The organism is Nocardia sp. NBC_00881, assembly GCF_045207455.1.
In the GTDB taxonomy this organism is placed as follows: Bacteria; Actinomycetota; Actinomycetes; order Mycobacteriales; family Mycobacteriaceae; genus Nocardia.
This window is the reverse complement of sequence record NZ_CP108798.1, coordinates 6955442-6979865: the sequence shown is the minus strand read 5'-3', so window position 1 is coordinate 6979865 and position 24424 is coordinate 6955442. Positions and strand designations below refer to the sequence as shown.

Sequence of the window (24424 nt, the reverse complement as noted above, 5' to 3'; positions counted from 1 at the left end):
TTATCGCACAGTAGCCGCTTACCCGGCGCGAACAGCACGAATAAGCCTTCTCCAGAACACTTCCAGCACTTCTCTATTGACGTCCTCCCATGCCGACACCTATCCGACGTCGGATGGATGGCGCTGGTGACGTTGGCCTCGGACTGGCGCTTGCCCTACAGAAGATCCGGGGATCTGCGCGCCCATCTCTCGGATCAGCGGAAGTCGCGCGATCTCGACTCCATCCGCAGATCCAAACGCTGCAGGTGTTCGGCGACAACGCTGACCGCACCCTCGGCATTTTGCACCCGGCCGCGGATGAGCAGGGCGGGAGCGCCCTGGGCGAGACGGCGGTAGCGGCTCCACAGACCCACCGAGCAGACGATGTTCACCATCCCGGTTTCGTCCTCCAGGTTGAGGAAGGTAACCCCCTCGGCGGTGGCGGGGCGCTGCCGGTGCGTCACCGCGCCGCCCACCAGGACGCGCGAGCCGTCGGGGACGTCGAGCAGGCCGGAAGCCGGTGTGACGCCGAGGGCGTCGAGCCGAGGGCGCAGGAACTGGGTCGGATAGCTGTCCGGGGAGACACCCGTGGCCCAGACGTCGGCGGCGGCCATTTCCACATCGCTCATACCGGGCAGAGCGGGCGCGGTGGTGGCCGCACCGGTGCCGGGCAGCCGGTCCGGACGTTCACCGGCGGCGGCGCCCGCCGCCCACAGGGCTTCCCGGCGCGTACTGCCGAGGTTGCCGAGCGCACCGGCCGTAGCGAGGGATTCCGCTTGGGCGACCGTGAGTTCCACCCGTCCGGTCAGGTCGAGGAAGGAGGTGTAGGGCCGCTCGCCCCTGGCAACGACGATGCGTTCGGCGAGGTCGGCGCCGATATGGCGGACGGCAGCGAGGCCGAGGCGCACCTCGGTGCCCTTCGCTTCGAGGGTGGGTTCGGCGCGGCTGGCGTTGATGTCGGGGCCGTGCACCGCGACGCCGTGCCTGCGGGCGTCGGCGACCAGGGACTGTGGCGAGTAGAAGCCCATCGGCTGAGCACGCAGCAGACCCGCGCAGAAGGCGGCGGGGTGATGCAGCTTGAACCAGGCCGAGTAGAACACGATCGAGGCGAAGCTCTGCGAATGACTTTCCGGAAAACCGAAATTCGCGAAAGCGTAGAGCTTCTCGTAGATGCGGTCGGCGACTTCGCCGGTGATGCCGTGCCGCTCGCGCATGCCCTGGTAGAGCCGTTCCTTCAGGCGGTCCATGCGTTCCGGGGACCGCTTCGAGCCCATGGCGCGGCGCAGCTGATCGGCTTCGACGGCGGTGAACCCGGCGGCATCGACGGCCATCTGCATGAGTTGTTCCTGAAACAGCGGAACACCGAGAGTGCGTTCCAGCGAATTCCGCAGCGCGGGATGGTCGTAGACAATCTCCTCCGCCCCGTTGCGACGCCGGATGTAGGGGTGCACCGAACCGCCCTGGATGGGGCCGGGGCGGATCAGCGCCACCTCGACCACCAAGTCGTAGAAGCTCCGTGGTTTCAGCCGGGGCAACGTGGCCATCTGCGCCCGCGACTCGACTTGGAAGACGCCTACCGAGTCCGCGCGCGTCAGCATCTCGTAGACGGCGGGTTCGGCCAGATCCAACGTGTGCAGCTCGACGGTCTCGCCCTTGTGCTCGCGCACCATGTCGATCATGTAGTGCAGCGCGGAAAGCATGCCGAGTCCGAGCAGGTCGAACTTCACCAGATCGATGGCGGCGCAATCGTCCTTGTCCCATTGCAATACGCTGCGGCCGGGCATGCGCGCCCACTCCACCGGGCAGACGTCGGCGATCGGCCGGTCGCAGATCACCATGCCGCCGGAGTGGATGCCCAGATGCCGTGGCAGCCCCTCGATGTCGGCGGCCAGCTCCAGCACCTCGGCGGGAATGTCGGTGTTCGACTCGGCGCCGACGCCGGCGCGAGCGACGGGCTCGGAGGCGGTAGCTTGCGTAACCCCGGAGGGCCCCGGGAGCGCCGCCGATTCAACACTGCTCCAGCGGCTCACCTGCTTGCTCCACGCGTCCTGCTGACCCGGCGAAAAACCCAGTGCCCGTGCGGCATCGCGCACCGCGGACTTGCCGCGATAAGTGATCACGTTGGCCACCTGCGCGGCGTACTCGCGGCCGTACTTGGCGTAGACGTGCTGGATCGCCTCTTCGCGGCGGTCGGATTCGATGTCGACATCGATATCGGGCGGGCCGTCGCGTTCCGGGGAGAGAAACCGCTCGAACAGCAGCTGGTTGCGCACCGGGTCGACATTGGTGATGCCGATCGCGTAGCAGACCGCGGAGTTGGCCGCGGAACCGCGCCCCTGGCAGAGGATGTCGTTGTCCTTGCAGAAGCTGACGATGTCGTGCACCACCAGGAAGTAGCCGGGGAACTCCAGGGCATCGATCACCGCGAGTTCGTGCTCGATCTGCCGGTAGGCCTGCGGGTTCCGCTCCGGATGGCCGTAGCGCCGCGCGGCACCCGCTAAGGCGAGTTCGCGGAGCCAGGACTGCTCGTCGTGTCCGGGGGGCACGTCGAACGGCGGCAGTCTCGGGGCGATCAGCTTCAGGTCGAAAGCGCATTCGCGGGCCAGCTCCGCCGCGTTCGTCACCGCATGGGGACAGTCGGCGAACAGCCGCGCCATCTCCGCCCCGGAACGCAGGTGCGCGCCGCCCGCGGGCGCCAGCCAGCCCGCCACCTCGTCCAGACTCTGCCGCGCCCGGATCGCCGCGAGCGCCATGGCTCGCCTGCGCTGCCCCGGCGCGGCGAAATGCGCTCCGGTACTGGCGAGCACGGGCAGGCCGAGGCGATCAGCGAGGGCGAGGAGGTGGGCGTTGCGCTCGTCGTCCTCCGGGATGCCATGGTGGGTGAGTTCCACACTCACTCGTTCGGCGCCGAAGCGTTCGGCCAGGTCACGCAGCGCGGCCTCCGCGTGCACGAGACGTGTACTCCCGGTGCGCAAGTCGTGCTCCAGCGCCTGGCGGAGGTGCCCCTTTCGACAGCCGGTCAGGATGTGCCAGTGCCCCTCGGCCGCGGCGGTGAGCGCGTCCACGTCGTAGCGCAGGATGCCCTTCTCCCCCGCGGCCAGGTGCGCGGCCGCGATCGCACGGGACAGTCGGCGGTAGCCCTCCCTGCCACGGGCGAGCACCAGCAGGTGCGGCCCGGCCGGATCCGGCGAGCCGGTACGCGCTGCCGAGTCGGCGGCGGCGTGCCCACGTTCCGTCGCGGGACCGCGCGGCTCGGGCTGGACGCCGAGCGACAGCTCGGCGCCGAAGACCGTGGGCATTCTCCACTCCTTGGCCGCCTCGGCGAAGCGGACGGTGCCGTAGAAGCCGTCGTGGTCGGTGAGCGCGATCGCTTCCAGGCCGAGCCGCACCGCCTCCTCCACCAGTTCCTCCGGCTGGCTCGCACCGTCCAGAAAGCTGTAGGCCGAATGCGCGTGCAGCTCCGCGTAGGGCACCGACGGTTCGTCGGCACGCTCAACCGGCTCGGGCCGATACTCGACACGCTTGCGCGACCACGCCGGGCTGTCGCCACCATCGCCGGGGTGCCTGGCGTCCGGGTCGGCTCGTCCGGACCGCCCGGACAGCACCCGCTCCATTTCCGCCCAGCTCGGCGGCCCGTTGGCCCAGCCCATACCACACCTCCTCATGATCGAACGTACATTCGAACAACGCCGCTGTACAGCCCGGTCAGGAGCCCGGGAGTCGCTCCGCGGAACCGACGGCAAGGGCGGCTTCGACGCTACGGAGCCGACTCCGGATCAAAGCGCCGTAAGCGTCGGCGGCGAGGACGTCGAGATGTCCGCGAGCGATGGCCAGCTGCATCCGAGCCACCTCGAACTCCCCGACGCGACGATGACTGTCGGCCAGGTTCAGATACAGCGCGGGAAGAAAACCGCGCAGTCCTTCGTCGAGCGGAATACCGGGCCCGAACACCGCGGCAAGCGCCCGCTGATCCCAGCGGAGCGCATCGGCGGCCTCGTCCTGCAGGTCGGCCAAGTAGTGCGCGATGACGCAACGGTGCAACGCGTCCGCATGTTCACCGAGTTCGTTCCACAGCTTTTCCAGCGCCTGCCGCGCCGCCGTCGAGTCAACGCCACCGAGCCGCACCGCGGCAAAAACCTCCGCCATCCGATCGTCCGCCATGCGCCGAGTATCGCACATATGTTCGATTGATTCGAGAGTGTTCGACCCGACTCGCCGCGCCGGAACTCCCCATGCACGGGGAATCTCGAATGCGCGGATCGTGTCGGTGCGACACCCCATCACGGCGAGAGCGGCCCGATCCGGGACGCGACCAGGACCACTCGGCGAGTAAACTTACTTCAAAGTAAGTTAATGTCGACTCGACCCCGCACAGGAGGTAGCGATGTCCGACGCATCCGCTGAGACCGCCGGCTTACACGGGAAGATCCGGCGCCACCGCCGCGACCGCGACCTAGCCGAACGGCATGTCCTCATCACCGGAGCCTCCTCCGGGATCGGACGAGCCGCGGCACTGGCCGTCGCGGGCAAAGGCGCCACCGTGTTCCTGCTCGCGCGGCGCGGCGACGAACTCACCACCCTGGTCGAAGAGATCAGAGCCGCGGGCGGCTTCGCTTACGCATACCCGTGCGACATCACCGATTCCGACTCCGTCGAGCACACCGTCAAGACCATCCTGAACGAGCACGGCCGCGTCGACATGCTGGTGAACAATGCGGGCCGATCCATCCGCCGCGCCATCCACCGCTCCACCGACCGGCTGCACGACTTCGAACGCACCATGGCGGTCAACTACTTCGGCGCGCTGCGGCTGACGCTGGCCCTGCTGCCACAGATGCGGGAACGTAAGTTCGGGCACATCGTCAACATCAGCAGCGCGGGCGTGCAGGTGGCCACGCCCCGGTTCTCGGCATATCTGGCCAGCAAGGCAGCGCTGGACAAGTTCACCGAGGTGGCCGCGATCGAAACCATGGCCGACGGCGTCACTTTCACCACCATCCACATGCCGCTGGTGCGCACCCCGATGATCACCCCGAGCGGCGATCAGGGCCCACCCGCCGAGTCCCCTGAGTGGGCGGCCGCGACGATCGTGCGCGCACTGACCGAACGCCCGAAGCGCATCGACGTGCCGCTGGGCACCATCGCCGAATACAGCGCCCTGATCATCCCGAATATCCGCGACCGTATCCTGCACCGCTACTACCGTGCCCTGCCGGACTCCCCCGCCGCCAAGGGCGAGCACACCGAACATGCCGACGGCCATGCCGAACCGGCCGCCTCTCGACCGAAGCCACGAAGGCAGTCGATGGCCGGCCGCGTTACCGGCACCGCCCTGCGTCGGGCGGCCCGCTGGGTTCCCGGCACGCACTGGTAATCGCGGCAGCCGCCGCACCGTGCTGCCCGATCGGTTCGGTGTCCCGCACTCCAGAATCCGGACGCCGCACCCTGTGCTCAGCCCACCAGGAATGGGCGGACTACCGCGGCGAACTCCTGGTAACGGTCGCGGTGGATGCTGTGGCCGCAGGTAAACGCCACCACAGTGCAGTCAGGGATACCGGCCTGCAGGGCAGGCAGCTTCTCCGGATCGACCATGCCGCCGGGACCGCCGCGCAGCACCAACGTCGACGCGGTGATGTCGCAGAGCCGGTCCCACCACTCCGGGTTCGGCTTGCGGAACTGCTCCAGCGCGGTCCTCGTCATGGACCGGTCGAACGTGAGCACCGCGCGCGGGTGCCTGGCCAGGCTCGACGTGGCGTGCCACAGTTCGGGCACGGTCGGGAAGCGGCGGGTCAGCCGCATTTCCTCGGCGCCGGAGCGCAGTGGCAGTGGGCACTCCTCGATGACCAGCCTGCGCACCAGCTCCGGCCGCTCCTGCGCGACACAGGACGCCGCGTAGCCGCCGAGTGAATGCCCGACCAGATCGACCGAGGTCAGGTCCAGCCGATCGCAGAGTCGCAGCAGGTCGGTGCCGAAGTCGTCGAAGCGGTAGGAATCGGTGTGCGAGCTACGACCGTGTCCGCGCAGGTCGGGAATGACCACCCGGCGCCCGGACCGCACCAGGACACGGGCGAACCGGTCCCAGGTGTACCCGTCGCCACCCATGCCGTGCACCAGCATCACGGGAACGTCGCTGACCGCGCCCACCCCCGAATCCCGGTAGGCGATCCGCACGTCTCCGAATGCCACCCGGTCCACCGTCAGATCCACGACTTTCGAGAATACTTGCCGTTATTCGCCCGGCGCGAGTTGTAGCGCGGATCACTCGAATGTGCTGCGGTGCCGCCGAATCAGGCGCGCCGAATACCGAGGCGGCCGAAGCCCCAGGTGGGCACGCCGTTTCGGCGGATAGCACACCACGTGCGCAGTCGGTAAATTCCTGGCGTGGAATCGATCTCAGGAGACATACTCGCCCGCATGCCGTCCTTCGCCGATTTCGACCGTCGCCACTACCGCACCGTCGACGTGGCCAGCGGGTACGACGGATGGGCGCCGACCTACGAGCAGACGGTGCTGGACGAGATGGATCTCGCACTGCTGGGGCGACTGCGGCGACTGGACCTCGGCCGGGTGCGGCGGGCGGCCGACCTGGGCTGCGGCACCGGGCGAACCGGAGCCTGGCTGCGGAAACACGGAATCTCACACATCGACGGGGTCGACCTGAGCCCGGGCATGCTGGAGCAGGCCATCCAACGCGGCGCCCACACCACGCTGACCGAAGGTGACGTACGGGCGACAGGGCTGACCGAGGGCGCCTACGACCTGGTGATCGCCTCGCTGATCGACGAACACCTGCCGGAACTGGCGCCGTTCTACGCGGAGGCGTGGCGGCTGGCCGCGCCAGGAGCGCTGTGCGTGCTGGTCAGCTACCATCCGCAATTCATCATGGTGTCCGGCATGCCGACGCACTACACAGGCACCTCCGGTGAGCCGGTGGCGATCAGCACGCATCTGCATCTGTTCAGCGAGCACATGTCGGCCGGGTTGGCCGCCGGGTGGATGCTCACCGAGGTCGCCGAGGCGCTGGTGGACGACGCGTTCCTGACGAAGAAGCCGAAATGGGCTGAGCTGCGCGGACATCCGTTCACCATGGCGACGGTGTGGTCCCGCCCTGGGTTTCAGCCGTAAAGCCCTTCGACGCGCCAGGTTTCGTCATAGTAGACCAGCAGCAGCACCCGGACGTCGGCGGGCGCTCCGTCGAGTTGGACCTGTGCGCGGGCAGCGCATTCCGCAGAGGTGTCGTCCGGATCCGGCGCCCACCAGCGTTCGTCCACCGGCCACGGCCCCGCCCAGCCGGTCAGCCGCCACTGTCTGCTTCCCCAGCGCAGCAGCGCGGGGTCGGCGGCGAACATGGCGCGGTCGGTGACTTCGACGGGTGTGCCGTCGGCGGCTTCCAGACGCACCAGCGGACGGTTCAGCAGGATCACGGCGGGTGCGGGCTCGGGCAGGCGCCCGGGCCAGGGCTGCGTGGGGTCGGCCGCGGGGACGAGTTCGTCACCCAGTGCGACCATGGTGATGCGCTCGGCGGGGCCGCGTCCGCCGCTGAGCACGCCGACCCGCACCGCTTCCCCGCCGAGCAGGCCCTGCACCCGGATCAACGCGCGACGGGCTCGCTCGTCCTCCTCGCCGACCCCGCCCCACAACCCGAGTTGCAGCGCGCCCGCCGCGACCACTTCGACGGGTTCCAGCCGCAGGACGGTGATCGGTGCGGTGGGTCGTCCACCGTCCCGCCGGGTTAGCCAGCCGTCCAACTGCCAGCGCACCCGGTCCGCAGTACTCTCCGGCGTCAATGGCTCGGCACACCGCCAGATACGCGAAAGCTCCTCCCCCGCATCCGTTTCCGCGAACACTGACAGTCTGGTGCAGGCCAGCCCGGCAGCCGCGAGCGCGACGTGCAGGCGGGTGGCAAGCAGGCGACCGGCGAAGGCGGCGGCGTCGACCCGCTCGATCGGCGGATCGCAGCGGTACTCCACCACCAGATCCGGCGATGGCCGCCGCGCGGACGGTGGACGTTCCGGCTCGGCCCGCGCACAGCGATGCGCGCGCACAGCGTCGGCTCCGAACCGGGAGGCGACCTCGATCGTGGACAGCGCGGCGAAATCACCGACTCGGCGTAAACCCAAGCGGTGCAATAGATCGACCAGGTCGGCGCGCGCCGGCGCGGCCAGGCTCGGCTCGACCGCGAGTTCGCCCACCGGCAGCGGCGCGAGAAACCGCGCTCCCGCCCCTGCGGGCACGATCGCGGCACGACGGGCCGCGATCACCGCCGTGGACAGCTCGTCGGCGATCCCGATCTGAGTCTCCACCCCGACCGCGGCCGCCGCGTCGACGAGACGCTCGGCCGCCGCCTCCTCGGACCCGAAGAACCGCGCCGCACCGCGCGCACCGAGCAGGAGCAGCCCGGGGCGCAGCACCTCTACTCCGGGCACCGTCGCGGCCACGGCCGCGACCACTGGCTCGAACAGTCGCGCATCCCGATCCGGATCCGCTTGCGCGAGAAAAAGCTCGGGGCATCGTGCCTGCGCCTCCCTCCGCCGCTGCCCGCGGCGCACGCCCTCCGCCCGCGCTATCGCCGAACACGCCACCACCCGGTTGGCGAACAGCACCGCCACCGGCCGCGTCGTGGGTAGTTCCGCCATCGCCGCGGCGGCGACCGCGGGCCAGTCCGGACACCACAGGGCGAGCACCCGCTTCGAGTTCGGCCGAATCACGGCCCCGCACCACATTCGTCGATCGCCGTACCATTGCCCGCACCACCTGCGCCGCCCATATCTCCGACCGCGCTGGTGACACCATCCACCCCAACGAACACCGGCCGGCCGAGAAGCCGATTGCCACGTAGGGGTCGACTCAGGGAACTCATGACACCGCCTCGCGCGCCACGGCCGTTTCGACTGTTCGAGCGGACTTTTCGTGCAGCACCCATTCCACGCGCCCCGCGTTCGGGCATAACTCGAGCCGCCCGCGCCGCGGCGGCGCGGCCTTGCCGCGCACCTCGACCGCGAGGCCGAGCGACCGCAGCCGCCCGCGACCGCGGCCGAGACCGACGTAGCCCGCGATGCGGGCATCGAGCTGCAGGGACGCTCCGGGCCAGCGGCCATCGACGACTACGAGGGTGGCGCCCTTGTTGCGTGCGCGGGCCGCGATGACCCGGGTGCGGGCAGGCGGGATGGCGGTGCCGCCGAGCCCGAGCACGATCAGGTCGAGCCCGTCGAGCAGCACCGCGGCCACCTCCACCGGGTCCGGGCCGGGGTCGGCGACCACGGCCAGCCGCCGAAGCTGAGCCCCCATCTCCACCGCGGCGAGCAACCCGAGCCGGGGCATCCCGACCACCGCGGCATGACCACCGCCCTCGGTCACGGCGGCAAGCAGACCCGCCAGCAGCGAACTGGCCCCCGTGTATGCCACGACGGAGCCCTTGACCAAGCCACCACCGGGCAACAGCGGAGCGAGCGCAGGCGGCACCGGCAGCACCTCTCTGCGCGTTTCGGCGCCGAGCGGGACCCGCTCCGCCGCCAACTCGCCATGACCGGGTACGGCGGCGATGCTTCTGCGCAGTTCAGCCAGCGAAGGCGGGTCTTCACGCCGATTTCCGCGCGGCATCGCGACCCGGCTCATCCCCTTCTGCGATGTCGCATCCGAACCCATCTCTATCACCCACTTCCCACGAGGGACCCGAGGCGAAGCATGCGGAGTGGCCTGCCCAATCCGAGAGGCCAGCACCGATCCAGCTATCGATCTGTATCGAATATACGTTCGATATCGACCCAGTAGAAACCGACCCCCAGGTTTCGTCAAGCGCCCCGACCGCGACTCTCGATTTCGCGACGAGTCCGTTGTCGTCAGGCGCCGATCGAGGCAGAGGGACCCCCGGCACGCCGCCCCGTGGCCGCGCTGGGCCTCGGACACCAGGGCACATCTCCGCGAGCGTCGGGACCGGCGGGTCCGGCTCAGCCACCAGCTTCGGCGAATCCCGGATGCGTCACACCGCGTCGAACGCACGCACCTGCGCCGAGGTGAGATCGCGAATCGGCTTGTCATGTAGGGATATCCAGGGGCACCCGAGGTATCGCGCACGGTCTCTACCGGTGCCCTGCTCGTGATGGATCACCGGTATGCCGTACCCGGTCCGGCCGGCGAGAAGTGTGCATATCTCTTCGGCGCCGACGACCACGCGATTCGATCGCCGACCGCGTGGGCATTCGCCGCTACCCGATGCGGTGCGAATCCGGCGCGTGCCCGGCTACGACATCCGCCCACCGTTCATCGGTATGGTGAGTGGCACGCATCCGAACCGGTTGCCCCAAAGGCCGGCGTGGCGAGCCCGCAGTGCCCCATGTCTCGTCCCGACGTGGGCACGAATCAGGCCCGCTGGCCTCGTTTTCCGCTACCCTCGCACCCGTGACCGAACGCGCTCGTCCCACTGTCGGCCCCGATTACCTCGTCGCAGGCCGTTATCGTCTGCAGTCGAAGCTGGGCGGCGGCGGCATGGGCGCGGTCTGGCTGGCGCACGACCGCTTGCTCGACCGGGACGTCGCGATCAAGCAGGTCCTCACCACGGCCGGGCTCGACGAGGAAGAAGCCAACGCCGTCCGCAATCAGATCATGCACGAGGGCCGGGTCGCGGCCAAGCTCTCGCATGAGCACGCCATCGCCGTGTACGACGTGGTGCTCGAGGCCGGTGAGCCCTGGCTGGTGATGGAGCACCTGCCCTCGCGCAGCGTCGCGAAAGCGCTGGCACTGGTCGACACGCTGCCGCCGATCGAGGTCGCGCAGATCGGCGCGCAGGTCGCCGACGCATTGGCCGCCGCACACGCGGCAGGCATCGTGCATCGAGATATCAAGCCGGGCAATATCCTTGTGGCCGACCGTGGCCCCGTCGTCGGCATGGCCAAACTCAGCGACTTCGGCATCTCCCGCGGCGCGGGCGATCTGTCCGACGAACCGGACGGCGTGATCACCGGCACCCCCTCCTACCTTCCCCCAGAGGTGGCGCGTGGCGCGCAGCCGATCAAGGCCAGCGACGTGTTCTCGCTCGGCGCAACGCTCTACACCGCGATCGAGGGGCAGCCGCCGTTCGGTTTCGACGAGAACAGCGACGTCATCGTGCAGCGGGCCGCCATGGCGCAGATCATCCCGCCGAGCCGCAGCGGCGTGCTCACCCAGGCACTACTGCACATGATGGAGCCCGCGCCGCAGCGACGTCCCACCATGGCCGAGGCGAGGGATGAAATCCTCACTGCCGTTTTCGGTCCCGGCACCGGACCGTACATCCTCGGTGCTCCGGTACGGACCGAAGACGGGACCATCCCCGCCTGGGCAGCACGCAATTCCGCATCAGGCCTGCGCAGTCCCCACTCCACTCCGCTCCCCCGACCGCACCGCAACCCCGTCGGCGCCACCGCGGCCGCCCCACTCCAACGCGCCAAAACCTCCCAGCCGAGCAATGCTCCGCTCGCCATCGCCGTAGGCCTCCTCATCGGCCTGATCATCATCATCGCCATTATCGTCACCGTCATGTAGCCCGCGGCGGCAGCCACACTGCATGCTTCGAGATGGACTTTTCGCATACCGGGTATGCCCTCCCACACCCTGTGGCATATGCGGGGAGTCGCGCTGGCTTGTGCAGCGGTTCAGTCGATGCGGCGGCGGTGAGCCCATCGGGTCAGGGCGTTGCGATTGGACTGCTGGGTTTTGCGGAGCACGTTAGAGGCGTGGGTCTCCACGGTTTTGACCGATATGAAAAGAGATTCGGCGATTTCACGATAGGTGTAGCCGCGGGCAAGCAAGCGCAGGACTTCCAGTTCACGGGGTGTCAGGGAGTCCAGCTCGGGGTCGAGCGGAGGCTCCGGCACCGGGGACTTTCCGGTGAACGAGTCGAGCACGAAGCCGGCCAGCCGGGGACTGAAGACCGCGTCGCCGCCTGCCACCCGGCGAATACCGTCCGCCAGTTCTGATCCCGAAATCGTCTTGGTCACATACCCTCTGGCTCCGGCTCGGATCACCGCGATCACATCTTCGGCGGCGTCGGACACACTCAGCGCCAGGCACACCGGCCCCGGCTCGATGCCCGACAGCACCGCGACTCCTCCGCCGTCGGGCATGTGCACATCGAGCAGGACGACATCCGGTCGCGCACCGTTGATCCCCGCGATCGCGTCGGCCACCCCACCGGCCTCGCCGACCACCTCCATATCGGTTTCCCGGCTGAGCTCCGCCCGCACACCCGACCGGAACACGGCGTGATCATCAACGAGAAAGACCCGCACGCTCTCCCGCCTCTCCGCGTCTTTTGACCGTACTAGTTGGGTGACGCGAGATTTGCGTTCAGGTCCGGCGTTGGGTACCACCCGTGTTCTGGGTGTACCCGGTGAGTTACCCATGTTCGCGCGAGATCAATTGTCCGGTTTGCTCTGCCACCTTAGCCGGTTCAGTCATCGCCGGAGAATCCTGAGATGCGGCGGTGGGATTCGCTTCATCGCACTGACCGCCGGAATCGCTGCGCGGCATGATGATTCGAACCTCGGTGCCGCGGCCCGGTGTCGACAGGATTTCCACCTGGCCGCCGCGGCGCTCGATTCTGCCCCGGACGGATTTTGCCAGGCCCTGGCGGTCCTGTGGCACGGACGTGAGGTCGAAGCCCGCACCGCGGTCGCGGACGAAAATGCTCACCTGGTGTGGCTCGGTCTCGGCGAACAGGTCGATCTCGGGGACACCCGCGTGCTTCGCCGCGTTGACCAGCGCTTCCCTGCTTGCGCCGAGCAGCGCGGTGAAGTGTTCCCTCGGCAGACCTGCTTCGGAGCCGTCGGTGTCCATCGAGACGTCTCCCACGGTGACTGGCGTCACCTTCACCCCGTGCTGGTCCTCCACCTCGCCCGCGATGGTGCGCAGGGCGGCCGCCAGGCTGGACTGGGCCGGAGCGGAGTCCTCGAACAGCCACTTGCGCAGTTCCCGCTCCTGGCTGCGGGCCAGCCGCACAACCTCCTGCGAGTCGTCGGCCTGCCGCTGGATGAGAGCGAGGGTCTGCAAGACCGAATCATGCAGATGGGAAGCGATCTCCTCACGTTCCTCGTTGCGGATGCGGGCAGCGCGCTCAGCGTTCAGCGCACGCATCATGCGCAGCCACAGCGGCACGGTCAACAGTCCCGCGCCGACCAGCGTGACCGCCACCGCGATCAGCGCGGACCCGAGCGAACTCAGATCGATCCTGGCCAGCACCACCACACCGAGACCGACCACCACCAGTGTCGCGCCGGCGACGATGCGCGACCAGGTCACCACCGAAGGCCGCGCGGGCAGACCGAGCAATGAGCGCGGCCCGTCGACGTCGTACTCCCGCCACACCAGCGCCGCGCCGATCGCGACCACGATCACCGGCGCGATCACCGGCGCCGCCGTCCCGCTGAACACCCAGGACACGGCGACCGCGAGACCGAGCCCGAGCATGGCGAGCCCGATGGCCTGGCGCCGCTCCGTGCCGGAGGGCTTCACCAGGTCGGAGCCACCCGGCGTGAAAATCCACAGCAGCCCATATCCGACGATGCCCGCCCCCGCCAGCGCGGAAAGCAGCACGAACGTCATCCGCACCTTGAACACATCGACACCGAGATGATCAGCGATACCGCCTGCCACCCCACCGACGATCCGGCCACCGGACCGGCGCACCATCCGCACCGGCGGCTCCTGCCCCGGGGCCAGCGCGGGCGCGGGGCCGAGCCCGCGCGCAGCGTCGAACCCCCGAATGTCGAACGCTGGAGCAGACGGGTACATGCCTTCGATACTGGCACGAGCATCCGACCATCGGCATCGGGAATCACCCTGATCCCGCCATATCACCCGCTCCGACCGGGGTCGCGCGGTGTTCGATGCTCCGATCACTTAGTAGCCGAACAGTTGCGTATTCAGTTGATGGTCCAAAGGGATCCAGAGATTTTTCAGGGTTCCCCCCGATGTGCCGGTGCGTGAATCGGGCCCACCATGAGAAACATGACGAAAACGAGCTTCGGCGATCAGCTCCAGCAGATATGGCACACGCGGCCCGTGCGGTTGCCGCGGCAGGGCCCGATCGCGGGCGTCGCGGCGGGGTTCGGTCAGCGCTATGACGTGGACCCGGTGCTGGTCCGGGTGGCTTTCGTGGTGTCGACGATCTTCGGCGGAGCGGGCATCGTGCTCTACCTGCTGGCCTGGCTGCTGCTGAGCGAGTCGGGCTACCAAGCGTCGGCAGCCGAGTCGCTGCTCGGCAAGGGGCAGAGTTCGCAGTCCCAGACCAAGACCATCGTGCTGATCGTGGCGCTGGCCATCGCGGTCAGCACGATGGGCCCGGTCGGAGTGGGTCTCGGCGGATCCGGCCTGATCAGCCTCGCGTTGATGCTGGCAGGCTGGTGGATGCTGCATATGCGCACCCCTGAGCCGCCGCCGGGTACGACCACCATGTTCGGAGAGTTCTCCCCGGACGGCGGGATCACCGCCACCGGCTACCCCGGCGCCGTCTTCCCCCAGGGATCCCCCCGGACCGTCGGTGCCATGTACACACCGCCGACCAGCGTTTACACGCCCTACACGAAGCTGCCGGATTCATACATCCCCGAGGCACCGGTGCACGGAGCACAACCTGCGTACGGCGACGCCGAAACCTCGCTGCTGGACAAGCGCGATACCGAGGACGCGTCCGGCATGCATGAGGAAGCGCGCAGTGAGGCCGAACCCGCGCTGCTCGACAAGTCGGCAGTGCACACGACCTCGATAGATGCCGAAACCGAGCGCCTCAGCCCGACAACGGCATCGTCACCGACGACCGGCTCCCTTTCGCTCGGAAAAGAGTCCGGGGACTCCCCGGCAGCCAGCAACAAACCCACCCCCGTCCGGAGCGCGAACCGCTCCGCGGCGGTCGCAGGCTCCGCATTCACCGGCAGCCCCACCCCACCTTCTTGGGACCCCCTCGGCGTCGCCCCGCTCGCCTGGGACCTCCCGGAGCCCCCACCCGCCCACGCCCTCGTCGCCCCCGCACCGAAGCGTCCCCGCTCCCGGTTGACCCCGGTGGTGATCGGCCTGGCCATCCTCGCGGCTGCCGGCGCGGGCGCGGCGGCGGCCTCGGGCGTGGAATGGATGACACCCGGCCGGATCGCAGCGGCGGCGCTGGCGGTGATCGGTCTCGGCCTGGTGCTCGGCGCGTTCCTGCGTCGCGGCTACGGTCTGCTGGTGCTCACCGCCCCGCTCGCCGGGTTCGTACTGCTCGCCTCCGCGATCGGCCCGGTCGAGTTCGACCGCGGCGCGATGGGCGAGCACACCTGGGCACCGACCTCGGTCACCGACCTGTCATCGAACTACAAGGTGACCATGGGCTCCGGCACGCTCGACCTGCGTGCGCTGAACCTGACCGAGAACCGCACCGTGGACGTCGACGTCCGGATGGGCGACGTCCACGTGCTGGTGCCCTCAGCCATGACGGTGCGCACCAACTGCACGGCGACCATGGGTGAAGCGCGGTGCGTCAACGGCATCAGCGGCCCGAACACCCCTGGTGCGCCGGTGCTCGACCTGAACGTCGATGTCCGTGCCGGAAGCGCGGAGGTGCAGCGTGGTTGAGACCGAGAACACCGAAGCGACCACCGAGCGTCACCGCGGCCCGTCCGCCTCGCTGCTCATCGTCGGGCTGCTGGCCCTCGCGGTGAGCGTGTGGGCATTCGTCGGCCCCGCGTCCTGGCCCGCGGCCAGCATGATCCCGATCGGATGGATCGTGGTGCTCGCCGCGATCATCATCGGCATCGTGCTGGTCATCTCCCCACAAAAACAGCCCTGAGCACACGACGATGCGAACCCGATGGCCCGTCCACACGACGGGCCATCGTCATTGGACGATAGGAAAGCCCGATGGAACACGAAAGTGTCAGAGACCAAGCATCACCCGTTCCCGGACCGGCTCGCATCCGCGCAACCGATGCATCCGCCACGAAGCGCGCCAGCCGCAGTCGCTCCGCATAGAGCCACGCAGGCCGCGAACACCCCGCGCCACGAGCGGACTAATCGATACCGCGTTCACGACCCGACGCAACCACATCGGCCCAACCGCCGCTTCCGAGCGCAGCGAGATCGAGCATTGCCCGTTCGCAGCGCCGCAGGCGCTGCAAATTAGATACGGCTCACTCCCACTCGATGGTGCCCGGCGGCTTGCTGGTCACATCGAGGACCACGCGGTTGATTTCCGGGACCTCGTTGGTGATCCTGGTCGAGATCCGTTCCAGGACGTCGTACGGGAGGCGAGTCCAGTCGGCCGTCATCGCGTCTTCGCTGGAGACCGGGCGCAGCACGATGGGGTGGCCGTAGGTTCGGCCGTCGCCCTGCACGCCGACGCTGCGGACATCCGCGAGCAGCACCACAGGGCACTGCCAGATCTGACGGTCCAGACCGGCTGCGGTCAGTTCCTCTCGGGCGATCGCGTCGGCCTGGCGCAGCGTGTCCAGGCGCTCCGCGGTGACCTCGCCGACGATCCGGATGGCCAGACCGGGACCGGGGAACGGTTGGCGGGCAACGATTTCCTCCGGCAACCCGAGTTCGCGGCCCACCGCACGGACCTCATCCTTGAACAGCAGCCGCAGCGGCTCGACGAGTTCGAACTCCAGATCGTCCGGCAGACCGCCGACATTGTGATGGCTCTTGATATTCGCGGTGCCGCTGCCGCCGCCGGACTCCACGACGTCTGGATACAGCGTGCCCTGCACCAGGAACTCGACCTTCGGCGTCGCATGGTCGGTGCCCTGCTCGAGCACCACATCGCCCACGGCGTCCTCGAAGGAGCGGATGAACTCCCGCCCGATGATCTTGCGCTTCTCCTCGGGATCGGTGACGCCCTTCAGCTCACCGAGGAATTTGTCGACCGCGTCCACGGTCACCAGCTTGGCGCCGGTCGCGGCGACGAAGTCCTGCTGCACCTGCTCGCGCTCGCCCGCCCGCAGCAGGCCGTGGTCGACGAACACACAGGTCAGTCGATCGCCGATGGCACGCTGCACCAGCGCCGCGGCCACCGCGCTGTCCACACCGCCGGACAGGCCACAGATCGCATGCCCGGCACCGACCTGCGCACGCACCGAGGTGACCAGCGCGTCGGCGATATTGGCGGGGGTCCAGGTGGCCGGAATGCCCGCGAGCTCGTGCAGGAAGCGGCTGAGGACCTGCTGTCCGTGTGGCGAGTGCAACACCTCGGGGTGGTACTGCACACCGGCCAGGCGGCGGTCTCGGTTCTCGAACGCGGCGACCGGGGCACCCGCGGTGGTGCCGGTGACCTCGAAGCCCTCGGGCGCGTCGGTGACCGCGTCGCCGTGGCTCATCCACACCGGCTGGATCGTGGGCAGGCCGCCGTGCAGCAAACCGCCGTCGATATTGAGCTCGGTGCGGCCGTACTCCCTGGTGCCGGTGTGCGCGACCGTGCCGCCGAGGGCCTGCGCCATCGCCTGAAAGCCATAGCAGATGCCGAAGACCGGCAGACCGAGATCGAACAGCCGCGCATCCAGCTTCGGCGCGCCCTCGGCGTATACGCTGGCCGGGCCGCCGGACAGGATCACAGCGAGTGGCTGCTTCTCCGCGATCTCCTCCACCGTCGTGGTATGTGGAATCACCTCGGAGAACACGCTCGATTCGCGGACCCGCCGTGCGATCAGCTGGGCGTACTGTGCTCCGAAGTCGACGACGAGGACCGGTCTCTGGGTTTTTGCCACCAGCACAGTTTAGTGAGCGGGCCGTTCGAGCGAATCATCGGCACAGCGGCCGCGTGCACGGCGGATTCGACCGCCCGAATCCCCCCGCGCGCCGCGGCGCCGCTGGTTATCCTCTTGCACGTGCCATTCGCCCGCGCGATCGATGCCGATATCCATTACGAGGACAGCGGCGGCAGCGGTCCGGTGGTGCTGCTAGCGCACGAGTTCTTCATGGACCGCACCATGTTCGCCGCCCAGATGGCCGCGCTGGCACCGGAATTCCGGATCGTCTCCTGGGATGCGCGCGGCCACGGCCGCACCAGGGATGAAGGTTTGCCGTTCACTTACTGGACTGCCGCGCGCGACGCCATGACGGTGCTCGATCACCTCGGCGCCGAACGGGCTGTAGTCGGCGGAACCGCACAGGGTGGCTTCACGGCGTTGCGCACCGCGCTGATCGCGCCCGAACGCGTCTCCGCACTGATCTTGATCAGCACCGACGCACACGGCCCTACCCCCGAACAGTCCGCCGCCACCCAGAAGTTCCTGGCCGAATGGTACGACAACGGCTCCCGCGAACGGGCCGTGCACCAGCTGGCCTCCTGGCTGATCGGCGACGACGAGTGGTACCGCTCGATCTGGACCAAACGCTGGCTGGTGCGCGACCGGCGCGGGATCGAGGTCGCGGCGGGATGTCTGCTCAGCCGGGATTCGGTGCTGGAGCGGCTCGACGAAATCACCTGCCCGGCCTTGGTGATTCACGCCACCGACAGCGGCATTGCGCGCGAGCGCGCCCAGCAGTTGGCCCGCGGGCTCTCCGGCGCCACGTTCGTCGAAATCGCCAACGCGCGACTCGCAGTGACGATGACCCACCCGGAGCCGGTGAACCATGCGATCCGGCAGTTCCTGCGGGCCAGGACGGCACCGACCCGGGCGCGTTCAAGCCCGCCCACACGGGCACCGCGTCCGTAATCGGAAAGCCGTTTCGGGACAAAGCTGGAGGAAGCATGCTCGACGACGGTCGGCGGTGAGCGAACAATGCGGCGCGGCCTTTGCCACCTACCTGCGCTACCTGTCTGCCACTTGGCAGACGTTGAAGGTGCGAGTCGTACGAGCGCCGTTCGCGGCGCCGCAGGCGCTGCGAATCAGATACAGCTCAGGCGCGAACGCTGAGCCCGACCTTCTGGAACTCCTTCAGATCCGAGTACCCGGCCTTGGCCATCGAACGCCGCAGACCGCCCACGAGATTCAGCGACCCGAACGGTTCGTCCGACGGACCGTAGAGCACCCGCTCCAGGCTCGGGCGCACGGAAGCGCCGTCCTCGCCACCGAGATCCCACGGGTCGTCCACGTGCAGCAGCGAACCCCGCGGCACCGACGGGTGCGCGGCGGCCGACGGCCAGTACCAGCCGCGGCCCGGCGCCTCCGCGGCGACAGACAGCGGCACGCCGAGCACAGCGGCGTCGGCTCCGCACGCGATCGCCTTCGCCAGCTGGCCCGAGGTGGCGATGTCACCGTCCGCGATGACGTGCACGTAGCGGCCGCCGGTCTCGTCCAGGTAGTCGCGCCGCGCCGCGGCGGCGTCCGCGATCGCGGTGGCCATCGGCACCCCGATACCGAGCACCTCGCCGGTGGTGGTCGCACCGGGGTAGGAGCCGTAGCCGACGATCACGCCCGCCGCGCCGGTGCGCATCAGGTGCAGCGCGGTACGGTGATCGCTCACACCGCCGGCGACCACCGGCACATCCAGTTCGGCGATGAAGGTCTTGAGATTCAGCGGCTCACCATCGCTGACATGTTCGGCGGAGATGATCGTGCCGTGCACCACGAGCAGGTCGACGCCCGCCTGCAGTAGCGCGGGAGTGAGCGTGCGCGCGTTCTGCGGGCTCACCCGCACCGCGACGGTGACACCGGCCGTACGAACCTGCGCAACCGCGGAGGCGAGCAAATCCGGCTGCATGGGCGCGGCATGCAATTCCTGCAGCAGCGACACGGCCCGTTCATAGCCGCCCTTACCGACGAGCTCGACCAACTGGTCGATCTTCGCGGAGACGTCCGCATGCCGCGCCCACAAGCCCTCACCGTTGATCACGCCGAGACCGCCGAGGCGGCCGAGCTCGATGGCAAACTCCGGCGACACCAGCGCGTCGGTCGGATGCGCGAGGCATGGGATCTCGAAGCGGTAGGCGTCCAGCTGCCACGACAGCGACACCTGCTTCGACGAGCGGGTCCGGCGCGAGGGGACGATGTCGACATCGTCCAACTCGTAGGTACGCCGAGCGGTCCGGCCCATGCCGATCTCCACCATGTCGCGCACGCGAAATCTCCTTAATATTGGCCGCGGCTGTGTTTGTTTGGCAGCGCCTGCGGCGCTGCGTGTTCGCGGCCTCGCGCCTCCAGTAGTTACCGGTAGCGGGACGATCGGACAGTGCCGCCAGCCAACTCACCGCCACGGCCTCTGAGCAAGCTCGATCATGCACGGACCGATCGGTCCTGTATATGAACCTAGCGGGCTAGCCGCGGCCGGTGTAGTTAGGGGCCTCGACGGTCATCGTGATGTCGTGCGGGTGGCTCTCCTTGAGACCGGCCGCGGTGATCTGCACGAACTGCGCCTCCTGCAGGTGAGCGATCGACTGTGAACCGGTGTAGCCCATGGCCGCGCGCAGGCCGCCGACGAGCTGGTGGATGACCTGGTTGACCGGACCGCGGAACGGCACCCTGCCCTCGATACCCTCCGGCACCAGCTTGTCCTCCGCCAGCACGTCGTCCTGGAAGTAGCGGTCCTTGGAGAACGATTTGGCCTGCCCCCGGCCCTGCATAGCGCCGAGCGAGCCCATACCGCGGTAGCTCTTGAACTGCTTGCCGCCGACCAGGATCAGCTCGCCCGGCGATTCGGCGGTGCCCGCGAGCAGCGAGCCGAGCATCACGGTGGACGCGCCCGCGGCGATGGCCTTGGCGATATCGCCGGAGAATTGGATGCCGCCGTCGGCGATCACCGGGACCCCGGCGGGCTTGCACGCGGCGACCGCCTCCATGATCGCGGTGATCTGTGGCGCGCCGACGCCGGCGACCACACGGGTGGTGCAGATGGAGCCGGGACCGACACCCACCTTCACCGCGTCCGCGCCCGCCTCGACCAAGGCGGCCGCGCCCTCCCGGGTGGCCACGTTGCCGCCGATGACCTGGATCCGGTCACCGACCTCGGTCTTCACCTTGGCGACCATCTGCAGCACCTGCACCTGATGACCGTGCGCGGTATCCACCACGAGCACGTCGACGCCGGCGTCGGCCAGCGTCATGGCGCGCGACCACGCGTCCTCACCGACCCCGACCGCGGCGCCGACCAGCAGGCGGCCGTCGCGGTCCTTGGTGGCGTTCGGGTACTGATCGGTCTTGACGAAGTCCTTGACGGTGATGAGACCGCGCAGCCGTCCGTTCCCGTCGACGATCGGCAGCTTCTCCACCTTGTGGCGGCGCAGCAGGCCGAGCGCGGCCTCCGCGGTCACGCCCTCCTGCGCGGTGATCAGCGGAGCCTTGGTCATCACATCGGCGACCCGGCGATTCTGATCCACCTCGAAACGCATGTCGCGGTTGGTGATAATGCCCACAAGCGCACCGGTCTCGTCCACCACCGGAAGGCCGGAGATACGGAACCTGGCACACATCGCGTCGACCTCGGCGAGGGTGTCGGTCGGACGGCAGGTGACCGGGTCGGTGACCATGCCGGCCTCGGACCGCTTGACCGTCTCCACCTGAGCAGCCTGATCGGATGCCGAAAGGTTGCGATGCAATACGCCCATGCCGCCCGCGCGGGCCATGGAGATGGCCATCCTGGCCTCGGTCACCGTGTCCATGGCCGAGCTGACCAGCGGCGTGCGCAGGCGGATCTCCCTGGTCAACCGGCTGGATGTTTCCACAGAGCTGGGGATGAGATCCGAGGCGGCAGGCAGCAGCAGCACATCGTCGAACGTGAGGCCGAGCATGGCGATCTTGTTCGGATCGTCGCCACCCGTAGGAGGGCGGACTGCGATTCGTTCGCCCGATACGGGATTACTCATTCGGATCGACCCCTCCTGGACGTCGATTAGCGACCGATGCCGGACGAACCGGCGTCGTGGCGGCTGATGGAATGGACGGTGGCGGTCGGCGGAAATGGTGTTCGGGACCGCCGTCGCCTGCCACCCATGGTATCTGTCCCGCGAACTCGCCCCGACCGCGCCTCGCTGACGCTCTCCGCCGTCGCGCGCGACGGCGCCTGCGCCGATGGTTCACTCGCTACGCGCCCATGGTTCACTCACTACGCTCACTCACGGAAGTGAGCCCACCGCCGAAACTTGCACGCCGCATAGCTGGCGCAGACCACCCTGTTCTGCGTACCGTGGGGATGTGCGTGACCATCTACCACCTGGCTTGCCGCCGGATCCGTTCGCCGGAGACCCCTCCGACCCGTCCGCCGCGCTCGATGCCATCGAGCCCGGCGAGCCGCTGGATCCCCACGAGCGCCTTGCGGTCGAGGAGGATCTCGCCGACTTGGCGGTATACGAGGCACTGCTGGCCCACCGTGGCATTCGCGGACTCGTGGTCAGCTGCGAAGACTGCAGGCAGGACCACTACCACGACTGGGACATGCTGCGCGCCAACCTGCTTCAACTGCTGGTCGACGGGACGGTCCGCCCGCACGAGCCCGCCTATGATCCGACGCCGGAAGCGTACGTCACCTGGGATTACTGCCGGGGCTACGCGGACGCCTCGATGAATGAGGCATTCCACGGCGACGGGTTCGACGGATTCGATAGCTGAGCGAATCCTACTGATTCCTGCGCGAGCCTTTCGAGGCTCGCGCGATTCGACGCACGCCGCCGTGATCTTCGACGCACACGATCACGGTTGCCGCGCAGGAACGACAGAAAACCGACCGCCGGAGGGGCGATCGGTTGTGTCTTGTTCGAGGTTCTTGTCAGCGACCGGGCAAGGATGATCCCGGGACACCCGGCAGGCCTGGTATGACAATGGTCGGCGGTTGGTAGTCCTGGGTCGGTTGGATCTGAGTCGGCACCCGTGTGATCGGCTGCTGCGGCGGCGGCACGCTCGGCGGCCCGGTATCGCCCGTGGGCACGGCAACCGTCGGCTTGCTCCCGGTGTCGGGCGCAGTCGGAGGCGACTGCACCTGCGTGGTGGGTTCGACAGGGGGCTGCTGCGGCGTGGTCACCACCGGCGGCGACGCGGTCGTCGGCTTGCTGCCGTTCGGCGTGGTCGCATCGGTGGAATCCGAGGGCTTACCGGACGGCGCCGAGGGCTTACCGGACGGCTCGACCGGCTGCTGCAGGATCGTCGGCGCGGTGCTTCCGCTGGTCGGCTTCGGCTTCGAGGTCGCGTGAGTGTCGGAGGTCGGCCTCGGTTCACCCGACTTCGGCACCGTCGTATCGAGCTGATCGGCCAGCTCCGGCGACCACTTGCGCAGTTCGACGAGCAGACGGTCCCACTCGGTCATCACTTCGTTGCGCTTCTGCGGATCGTTGATCTGCGTGGCGTTCTCCTTGGCCCGCTCCAGGCGGGCCTTCGCCTGCACCGGGTCCTGGGCGACCAACGTCGACGCCTCGGCCAGGTCGTTGTCGGCACGCTGCACGACGGTGGTCTGGGCCTGTTCACTGAACACGACCTCTTTGACCCGCCACAGCGGATCACCCGGCTCGGCGTTGTACGAGAACGCCGTCATGCCGCCGAAGACCAGGGCCAGTGCCGCCGCGGTTCCGGCGATCGGACGAAGTAGCCGTAGCCGCCCTCCGCTGTGCGCGCCGATGCGGACCTGACGCGCGCCGATCTCCTGATTGACCGCGGCCACGATCGCATCCAAGTCCGGCTCCGCGGACATCGGCGGGGCGATCAGCTCCGCCCGCCAATCCGCGAGCAGCGTCGCGAGCTGATACTCCTCGGCGCTGTCGGTGCTCACCGGACCATCGCTGGCGATGGCATCGATCAGAGCATCGTCGCGGCGTACCGCTGCGATGTCGACCGGGCCGGTATCACCGGACGCCTCGGCGTAGGGACCGCTGTTTCGCGATCCAAGCCGCGCCTTCCAGTCACCCCGACCGCGCTCGCCATCCCTAGCCATACATTTCACCTGCCCTCGCCACTTGTGACTTGAGTTTCGCGAGTGCCCGGTGTTGGGCCACCCGTATCGCGCCCGCCGTACTGCCCACGGCGACTGCGGTTTCTTCTGCCGACAGACCCATGACCAAGCGCAGGATCAAGATCTCCCGATGCTTCTCAGGAAGCGTCGCGAGCAGACGGTTCATCTGCCTGCTCGTCTCGGACTCGAGAGCTCGTTGTTCCGGTCCCTGGTCGGTGGATATGACATCTGGTACTTCGGCCATCGCCTCCGCCTTGTTACGGGCGGCGTTGCGATGCGCGTCAGCGACCTTGTGCGAAGCGATTCCGTAGACGAAGGCCATGAAGGGCCTGCCCTGGTCCTGATACCTGGGCAAGGCGGTCATCACAGCCAGACAAACCTCCTGCGCAACGTCGTCCGCGGAGAGCTGCCCACGCTCCGCGGCTCCGATCCGCGCGCGGCAGTAGCGCACCACCAGCGGGCGGACCATCTCGAGTACCTGAGCTAAAGCGGATCTGTCGCCCTGCGCAGCGGCAGTGACGGCGAGGTCCAACTCTTCGCCCGTATGCGTCATCGTCAGAGATATTCCTGGCGTTACAAGTGGCACCGTCCGGTGACGACCAGTGCTTCCACCGAAGGGGCGGAACGG

Annotated in this window: 20 protein-coding genes; 7 read left to right on the top strand and 13 right to left on the bottom strand. The window is 68.4% G+C overall.

What is annotated here, in order from left to right; genetic code table 11:
• Positions 1-194 precede the first annotated feature (194 nt).
• Together OH799_RS29330 and OH799_RS29325 are read right to left on the bottom strand one after the other, a co-directional pair.
• On the bottom strand, positions 195-3629 hold the full coding sequence (locus OH799_RS29330; protein ID WP_406270666.1) for an error-prone DNA polymerase: 3435 nt from the start codon (positions 3627-3629) through the stop codon (positions 195-197).
• A 55-nt stretch (positions 3630-3684) separates the two neighbouring features.
• Positions 3685-4140 carry a hypothetical protein gene (locus OH799_RS29325; protein WP_406270664.1) on the bottom strand — a complete coding sequence of 152 codons (456 nt, stop codon included), beginning with the start codon at positions 4138-4140 and terminating at the stop codon, positions 3685-3687.
• A gap of 223 nt (positions 4141-4363) precedes the next feature.
• Between OH799_RS29325 and OH799_RS29320 the strand changes: the two genes are divergently transcribed.
• On the top strand, positions 4364-5353 hold the full coding sequence (locus OH799_RS29320) for an SDR family NAD(P)-dependent oxidoreductase (protein ID WP_406270661.1): 990 nt from the start codon (positions 4364-4366) through the stop codon (positions 5351-5353).
• A 77-nt stretch (positions 5354-5430) separates the two neighbouring features.
• On the opposite strand, the gene OH799_RS29315 is transcribed toward OH799_RS29320, so the two are convergent.
• Complete coding sequence (locus OH799_RS29315) at positions 5431-6186, bottom strand: alpha/beta fold hydrolase (protein WP_406270658.1); 756 nt, start codon at positions 6184-6186, stop codon at positions 5431-5433.
• A gap of 207 nt (positions 6187-6393) precedes the next feature.
• On the opposite strand from OH799_RS29315, the gene OH799_RS29310 reads away from it, so the two are divergent.
• Positions 6394-7104 carry a class I SAM-dependent DNA methyltransferase gene (locus tag OH799_RS29310; RefSeq protein WP_406270656.1) on the top strand — a complete coding sequence of 237 codons (711 nt, stop codon included), beginning with the start codon at positions 6394-6396 and terminating at the stop codon, positions 7102-7104.
• On the opposite strand, the gene OH799_RS29305 is transcribed toward OH799_RS29310, so the two are convergent.
• Genes OH799_RS29305 through OH799_RS29295 form a run of 3 tightly spaced genes read right to left on the bottom strand, consistent with a single transcriptional unit; the run spans position 7095 to position 9594 of the window.
• Positions 7095-8702, bottom strand: a complete 1608-nt coding sequence (locus OH799_RS29305; RefSeq protein ID WP_406270654.1) for a DNA polymerase Y family protein — start codon at positions 8700-8702, stop codon at positions 7095-7097. The two genes, OH799_RS29310 and OH799_RS29305, sit on opposite strands and share 10 nt — an antisense overlap.
• Positions 8684-8839, bottom strand: coding sequence for a hypothetical protein (locus OH799_RS29300; RefSeq protein WP_406270651.1), 156 nt, complete (start codon positions 8837-8839; stop codon positions 8684-8686). Before OH799_RS29300 ends, OH799_RS29305 begins: the two co-directional genes overlap by 19 nt.
• Positions 8836-9594: a hypothetical protein gene (locus tag OH799_RS29295; protein WP_406282703.1), complete on the bottom strand. Its 759-nt coding sequence runs from the start codon at positions 9592-9594 to the stop codon at positions 8836-8838. Before OH799_RS29295 ends, OH799_RS29300 begins: the two co-directional genes overlap by 4 nt.
• A gap of 783 nt (positions 9595-10377) precedes the next feature.
• Between OH799_RS29295 and OH799_RS29290 the strand changes: the two genes are divergently transcribed.
• Positions 10378-11499 (top strand): serine/threonine-protein kinase, encoded by a 1122-nt coding sequence (locus tag OH799_RS29290; protein ID WP_406270648.1) that lies wholly within the window; start codon positions 10378-10380, stop codon positions 11497-11499.
• Positions 11500-11609: 110 nt separating this feature from the next.
• On the opposite strand, the gene OH799_RS29285 is transcribed toward OH799_RS29290, so the two are convergent.
• Positions 11610-12245 carry a response regulator gene (locus OH799_RS29285; protein WP_406270645.1) on the bottom strand — a complete coding sequence of 212 codons (636 nt, stop codon included), beginning with the start codon at positions 12243-12245 and terminating at the stop codon, positions 11610-11612.
• Between the two features lie 106 nt (positions 12246-12351).
• On the bottom strand, positions 12352-13746 hold the full coding sequence (locus tag OH799_RS29280; RefSeq protein ID WP_406270642.1) for a PspC domain-containing protein: 1395 nt from the start codon (positions 13744-13746) through the stop codon (positions 12352-12354).
• Positions 13747-13953: 207 nt separating this feature from the next.
• Between OH799_RS29280 and OH799_RS29275 the strand changes: the two genes are divergently transcribed.
• Both OH799_RS29275 and OH799_RS29270 read left to right on the top strand, forming a co-directional pair.
• Positions 13954-15561, top strand: a complete 1608-nt coding sequence (locus tag OH799_RS29275; RefSeq protein WP_406270640.1) for a PspC domain-containing protein — start codon at positions 13954-13956, stop codon at positions 15559-15561.
• Entirely contained in the window at positions 15554-15775 is a 222-nt protein-coding gene (locus OH799_RS29270) for a hypothetical protein (protein ID WP_406270637.1), read from the top strand. The genes OH799_RS29275 and OH799_RS29270 overlap by 8 nt, the downstream gene beginning before the upstream one ends.
• A 340-nt stretch (positions 15776-16115) precedes the next feature.
• On the opposite strand, the gene guaA is transcribed toward OH799_RS29270, so the two are convergent.
• Complete coding sequence (guaA, locus tag OH799_RS29265; protein ID WP_406270634.1) at positions 16116-17687, bottom strand: glutamine-hydrolyzing GMP synthase; 1572 nt, start codon at positions 17685-17687, stop codon at positions 16116-16118.
• 120 nt (positions 17688-17807) lie between these two features.
• Here guaA and OH799_RS29260 point away from each other — a divergent pair, with 120 nt between their 5' ends.
• Positions 17808-18638 carry an alpha/beta fold hydrolase gene (locus tag OH799_RS29260; RefSeq protein ID WP_406270631.1) on the top strand — a complete coding sequence of 277 codons (831 nt, stop codon included), beginning with the start codon at positions 17808-17810 and terminating at the stop codon, positions 18636-18638.
• A gap of 184 nt (positions 18639-18822) precedes the next feature.
• Here OH799_RS29260 and OH799_RS29255 read toward each other — a convergent pair whose 3' ends face one another.
• Together OH799_RS29255 and guaB are read right to left on the bottom strand one after the other, a co-directional pair.
• Positions 18823-19983, bottom strand: a complete 1161-nt coding sequence (locus OH799_RS29255; RefSeq protein ID WP_406270629.1) for a GuaB3 family IMP dehydrogenase-related protein — start codon at positions 19981-19983, stop codon at positions 18823-18825.
• A gap of 196 nt (positions 19984-20179) precedes the next feature.
• Positions 20180-21724 (bottom strand): IMP dehydrogenase, encoded by a 1545-nt coding sequence (gene guaB / locus OH799_RS29250; RefSeq protein ID WP_357266069.1) that lies wholly within the window; start codon positions 21722-21724, stop codon positions 20180-20182.
• 328 nt (positions 21725-22052) lie between these two features.
• On the opposite strand from guaB, the gene OH799_RS29245 reads away from it, so the two are divergent.
• Positions 22053-22466 (top strand): DUF5319 domain-containing protein, encoded by a 414-nt coding sequence (locus tag OH799_RS29245; RefSeq protein ID WP_011207424.1) that lies wholly within the window; start codon positions 22053-22055, stop codon positions 22464-22466.
• A gap of 157 nt (positions 22467-22623) precedes the next feature.
• Here OH799_RS29245 and OH799_RS29240 read toward each other — a convergent pair whose 3' ends face one another.
• Both OH799_RS29240 and OH799_RS29235 read right to left on the bottom strand, forming a co-directional pair.
• On the bottom strand, positions 22624-23778 hold the full coding sequence (locus OH799_RS29240; protein WP_406270626.1) for an anti-sigma-D factor RsdA: 1155 nt from the start codon (positions 23776-23778) through the stop codon (positions 22624-22626).
• On the bottom strand, positions 23771-24349 hold the full coding sequence (locus OH799_RS29235; protein WP_357266072.1) for a sigma-70 family RNA polymerase sigma factor: 579 nt from the start codon (positions 24347-24349) through the stop codon (positions 23771-23773). The genes OH799_RS29240 and OH799_RS29235 overlap by 8 nt, the downstream gene beginning before the upstream one ends.
• Positions 24350-24424 lie beyond the last annotated feature (75 nt).